General features: G+C 56.8%; 6 protein-coding genes. 3 read left to right on the top strand and 3 right to left on the bottom strand.

Translation table 11 applies throughout. The annotated features are described in order from the left end of the window. Window positions 1-368, top strand: a 368-nt coding sequence (locus AC221Y_RS19850; protein ID WP_486708149.1) for a Crp/Fnr family transcriptional regulator, incomplete at its 5' end; no start/stop codon positions are given. A 61-nt stretch (window positions 369-429) separates the two neighbouring features. Here the strand turns inward: AC221Y_RS19850 and AC221Y_RS19845 are convergent. Together AC221Y_RS19845 and AC221Y_RS19840 are read right to left on the bottom strand one after the other, a co-directional pair. Beyond that, a complete protein-coding gene (locus tag AC221Y_RS19845) occupies window positions 430-1,629 on the bottom strand; it encodes an acetate/propionate family kinase (RefSeq protein ID WP_486708148.1) in 1,200 nt (399 codons plus the stop codon). A 209-nt stretch (window positions 1,630-1,838) separates the two neighbouring features. After that, window positions 1,839-3,227: a bifunctional enoyl-CoA hydratase/phosphate acetyltransferase gene (locus AC221Y_RS19840; protein ID WP_486708147.1), complete on the bottom strand. Its 1,389-nt coding sequence runs from the start codon at window positions 3,225-3,227 to the stop codon at window positions 1,839-1,841. Window positions 3,228-3,459: 232 nt separating this feature from the next. Between AC221Y_RS19840 and AC221Y_RS19835 the strand changes: the two genes are divergently transcribed. Both AC221Y_RS19835 and AC221Y_RS19830 read left to right on the top strand, forming a co-directional pair. Continuing rightward, complete coding sequence (locus AC221Y_RS19835; protein ID WP_486708146.1) at window positions 3,460-3,774, top strand: hypothetical protein; 315 nt, start codon at window positions 3,460-3,462, stop codon at window positions 3,772-3,774. 150 nt (window positions 3,775-3,924) lie between these two features. After that, on the top strand, window positions 3,925-4,389 hold the full coding sequence (locus AC221Y_RS19830; RefSeq protein ID WP_486708145.1) for an Lrp/AsnC family transcriptional regulator: 465 nt from the start codon (window positions 3,925-3,927) through the stop codon (window positions 4,387-4,389). Between the two features lie 5 nt (window positions 4,390-4,394). Here the strand turns inward: AC221Y_RS19830 and AC221Y_RS19825 are convergent. Then, window positions 4,395-5,259: molybdopterin dinucleotide binding domain-containing protein (locus AC221Y_RS19825; protein WP_486708144.1), on the bottom strand; the 865-nt coding region annotated here is incomplete at its 5' end.

Here is a 5,259-nt window from a genome sequence, read left to right as displayed (position 1 = left end):
CACGGATATCCGAACGGATGCTGCGACTGGGAAAAGGCAGCGCTGAAAAGAGGGTGGCGTATGCGGTTCTGGAGCTTTGCACCCGCCTCCATGCAAGCGACCCGGCGGTCACCAACAGCTTTCATATACCGCTGAGACAGCAGCAACTTGGTGATTTTCTCGGTCTTTCTTCGGTGCATGTCTGCCGGACCCTGCGCCGACTTGTGGGCCAGAATATCATTTCCATGAAAGACCACATGGACATCAAAATCATTGATATCGCGTTGTTGTCCAAGATAGCTGACGTCGATCCCGGGTCTCTGTCGCAGAAAATCGTTCCGCCGCACCAATGGTCTTGGCGCCCCCTGATGCGCCACCAATCCGGTTGACCTGTGAATTGGTGACATCCTTCCTGTCTGTGTGAGGCCGGATATTTGGCAGGCCTGCGGGTCAGGCGGGGCCGGATACGGAAAGAATAGTTGCCGCCGCGCGGGCCAAGCTCATTTCCTCGTCTGCGGGAATTCTCATCAGGCGCACACTGCTGTCCGACGCCGCAAAATCGCGTGATCCGTCCTGATTGGCCGCCTCGTCTATCTGGATGCCAAGCCAGGAAAGCCCCTTGCAGATGCGAGAGCGCAGAACGGACGAGTTTTCCCCGATGCCGCCGGTGAAAACCAAAGCGTCCAAACCGTCCATCGCCGCCACCAGCGACCCTATCTCGCGCTGGCACCGGTAGACGAAATAATCCACCGCTTCTTTTGCCTCGTCGGCATCGCTTTCCAGCAGGTCGGTCATTTCGTCGCTGATGCCGGACAGCCCCAGAAGACCGGACCGTTGATAGAGCACCTCCTCGACGTCTTTCGCTGACATATTTTCCTGAAGGATAAGGTGGAGAACGACGCCCGGATCCAACGCTCCGCAGCGCTTGCCCATCGGCAAACCATCAAGCGCCGTCAGTCCCATCGTTGTGGCGACGCTGCGTCCGCCAAGCATCGCACAAAGGCTTGCGCCGTGGCCCAGATGCGCAGCGATGATCCGTCCGTGCGCAATATCCGGCGTGTTTTCAGCCAGATCACGGGCGATGTGTTCATAAGACAGGCCATGAAACCCGTAGCGAATGATCCCGCTGGCCGTCATCTGGCGCGGAATTGCAAATATCGAGGCCAAGCGGGGTAACTCATGATGAAAAGCAGTGTCAAAACAAAGGACTTGGGTGATTCCAGGGAAACGTTCCTGCAATATCCGTGCCGACCGCAGATTGAACGGTTGATGGCTTGGCGCGAGAGGCACGAGTGTTTCCAACTGGTTCAAAACATCCGGGTCAAGCAGGACGGGTCCAGGAAACTGCTGTCCTCCGTGCACGATCCGGTGTGAAAAGGCGCGGATTTGATCAACCGGCACTTCGCCCTCAAGCCGCTCCAGCATCACCTTCAGGGCATTTTCCTGCGCAGCCTTCCGATCCGGTGGCGCCAATTCCTCTTCATCCGATTGATTATTGCGCAGATCAAAGCGTCGCCAAGTCATTTCGTTCGGCAATCCTGAGATGCTCAGCCGCAACAACGGGACCGACACCCGGTCTTCTAGGGCAAACACGGCACAACGCAGGCTCGACGAGCCCATATTCACCGTAACGACAAGGCTTTCAGTCATTATGGTTGCCTCTTCGGTATGCGAATTTCAATGAGTGCAAGTGCCAGAGCGAAGCCACGTCCGTCTGCCAAGTGACAGCAGGAAGCGGAATTATCCCTGTTTCGAATATCGTGCTTCCCGTCGCTCCGTCCTCTCCTGAATGGCCAAGTCTACCGACTCTTTGCCCAACCCTTCCTCCGAGATTGTATATGTCGCTAAGGATCATTGTGTCACTTGTGCGTTGCTGCGAGGCACATCAACGCCGCTGAGGCGCGACGTTCACGCGGACTGCCCGCACGACTTGTCAGCGCCAGAGGAATGCGTGCTCCCACTACGACGCCAGCGACTTTCGCATGGCCGAAGTATTCGAAGCTTTTGGCCAGAATGTTTCCGGACACCAAGTCGGGGACGATGAGGACGTCGGGCGCGCCGGCGACCGGCGACTTGATCCCCTTAATCTCTGCCGCTTGTTCGGACACTGCGTCGTCAAAGGCCAGCGGGCCGTCGACCTCGGCGCCGGCAAATGCACCACGGTCCGCCATTTTGCTGATTGCGGCAGCAATTCCGGTGGACGGTATGCGCTTGATAACGTTTTCGACGGCCGAAAGCAGCGCCACTTTTGGAACCCCCACGCCCAGCACGTGAGCCAGATCGATTGAATTGCGCACGATGTCGTGCAACTCCTGCAGATTGGGGCGGATGTTGATGGCACCGTCGGAAATCAGCAGCAGGCGTGGGTGGTCTGGAACGTCTATCACGAAGACATGGCTGATACGCCGGTCGGTGCGAAGATCACGATGCTCTATGAAAGCTCTGAGCAGCGTGGCCGTATGTAGCGAGCCTTTCATCAGGCCCTGCAACTTGCCATCAGCAGCCATTCCGGCGGCCGTTCTGGCAGCGTCCTCTTCGGAGTCGGCAGCGATAATTCTGACGTCCGACAAATCCAAACCTTCAGCTTCCGCGACGTCTCTTATAGATTTTTCCGGTCCGATGAGGACCGGCCTGATCAGGTTTGCGTCAGCACTTTGAAGCGCGCCGATAAGTGAGGTGGCACTTACAGGAAATACGATTCCTGTGGTAAGGCACTCGCCCTCGCGCGCCAGCTCTTCAACGCGATCAAACCGGTCAGACGGCGCCTCGGTGCTGAAATCAACGGGACGGCCCATTGATCGACGAAGATGCTTTGCAGGCGCGGTCACGTCAATGCGGCCCCGGCACAGGTTTTCGTCGCCCTTGCCCGGGCGTATCCGAGTGACCCTGCAATCAAGCCAGACACTGCGCGTAATGGGCTCGGTGTCAATGACGGTAATATGGACATCCACCTGGTCACCAATGCCAGGTGATGCGGTAAATTTGAGCGACATGGCTGTGATCTGCGTCATCGGTCCCGGAAATTCCGTCGCGATCAGCGTTGTGAGCAGACCTGCGCACAGGCCACCCCTTGCAAGGATCGCGCGAAACTCTTCGTTTTCAGCCAACTGATTGTCGATACAGTCGGGGTTCAATTCACTCGCCAGTTCCACATACATTCGCACGTCGCTGGCCGAAATCTGTCTTCTGAGACACGCCGTGTCTCCCGACTTGATCTGCGAGAAAGGCTTGTTTTCCAAATACTTCAAAGTCGAAACCCATCGTTTATCGCCTCACCAATTTGAAGTGGGGCATACTTTCTCCGGTTGCGCAGTTTTCGCCTTCGACCCAAATCGGCATCGCTTGCTGCATCTCAAGAGCCAAGCTCGATTTTGTGGAGCGCGCTGCCTTTGTCCTTCGAGTCTCAGTCTATTTCAAAACAATCGGACATTGTGACCACTGAGACATTAACCTTGATCAATCCAGTCACATGTCTGGATTGTGTCTGATGCAGCGCTTCAACGCGTTGTGCTGCAGGATGCTCTGGCTGAGGCGGACGCTCGACTGGCCGAGACTCTCGCCGATCAGAGCGGACGAACGTTTGCTGCGACGCAGGCGCTCTGTGATGCTGCCGTACGGGTATTGTGCTTTGAAATGATGCTGCGGCTCGACAATACCGGCGGCGACTCCATGATTATGGCCGTGGCCGATGATCTGGTCGCTCGTTCACGCGGCCTCCTCAACAAGGTTGGGGTCACGCCGCCTGAACTCGGCGTTGCGCAGCTGGTTTCCGGCCCCATTGTTTTGTCTCGGTGACGGCCTCCGGTCTCAATTGTCGGCAGTCGATGGAATTGCTCTGAGCGGGATTTCCGGTAATATAGCTGGACTTGCGGATTTTTTGCGAATATTCAGGTTAAATCGAAGTTAGCGATCAAAAAGCAACTGGAATCTGAAAGGATCACTGCAATGAACTTGTCCGACTTCGACTTGATTATTCTTCGGATGCTTCAAGGGAACGCTCGCGAACGATTGGAGACCATAGCATTCGAAGCGGGGATGTCCGTCGCGACCGTCCAGCGCCGTGTGCGCGCCCTGAAAGATGCGGGGGTGATCCTGCGGGATGCCTCGGTGATCTCGCCGCAGGCGACGGGGTATGGGATGAGCTTCGTGATATTGGTGGAGCTTGAACGCGAGCGTATCGATCAGATCGACGCGTTCCGGCGCAAGGTCAAGGCAGAGCCGCAGATTCAGCAGTGCTATTACATCACCGGAGCGGCGGATTTCGCCTTGATCGCACTTGCGCGCGACATGGAGGACTTCCAGAAATTGACACAGCGCCTGTTCTTCGAAGACACAAACGTCAAGCGGTTCAACACTTCGGTTGTAATGGACCGCACCAAAGTCAGTCTGGACGTTCCGCTAAACGACTGATCGTTTTAAACCTGTGTATCAAGAATAATCCGCGGCGGTACAAATGCCGTGACTGCGGGCGGATCATCGTCAAACCTTTCAATTTGCACAAGACATGTCAATGCGCCGGGACCCTGCGCGATGTCCGAGGTCGGGAGGTCTGCGGTCAAAACATTCGCGTTGCCATGTTTGCAGCAGGTCGGGTCGTTTTCCCAATCCGGATCGTACCAGGCGCCAGTGGCCATCATGGCCACGCCCGGCAGCACATTGTCGCTGAGTTTCGCCGCAGAAATGCAACTGCCGCGTCCGTTGAAGACGCGGATCAGGTCGCCGTCTGCGATACCGCGGATTCCGGCGTCGGCAGTGTTCAGCATGCAGGGCTCGCGCCCACTCACTTCGCCGGCGCGACTGAATGTGCTCTGGCCCAACTGGCTGTGCAGTCTGCGCGCCGGTTGATGGGTTACCAAGTGCAGAGGAAAGTTTGTCGCGGCCTTCGAGCCCAGCCATTCCTGCGGCGCGCGCCAGACCGGATGTCCGGGCATTCCATCCAGGTCAAAAGCCGCGATGGCCTTGCTGAATATCTCGATCCGGCCAGAGGGTGTCGTCAGCGGGTGTTTGTCGGGGTCGTCGCGAAAATCCTTGAGCATGACCATCGCTTCTGAGGGAACGTCAAACGACAAGGTTTTGTTTTTAATAAAGGTTTCGTAGTCCGGTATCTCCGGTCTGCTATTCAACCTGCTGCGGGTCATGTCGTAGAGATGGTGAAGCCACGCGGCCTCGTCACGTCCTTCGGTAAAGGCGTCCTTGAAGTTGTCGTCGGAACCGTCCGCCGGGGCGAGGCGGCTTGCCAGTTCAGCAAAAATATCGTGGTCGTTTCGGGCCTGTTCGAAT

This window comes from Boseongicola sp., assembly GCF_057460485.1.
This window is presented reverse-complemented; position numbering and strand designations above follow the sequence as displayed.

Bases quoted from the DNA above. Each gene is read 5' to 3' on its own strand.
- AC221Y_RS19845 (WP_486708148.1), bottom strand. From the start codon at position 1,629: ATGACTGAAAGCCTTGTCGTTACGGTGAATATGGGCTCGTCGAGCCTG.
- AC221Y_RS19830 (WP_486708145.1), top strand. From the start codon at position 3,925: ATGAACTTGTCCGACTTCGACTTGATTATTCTTCGGATGCTTCAAGGG.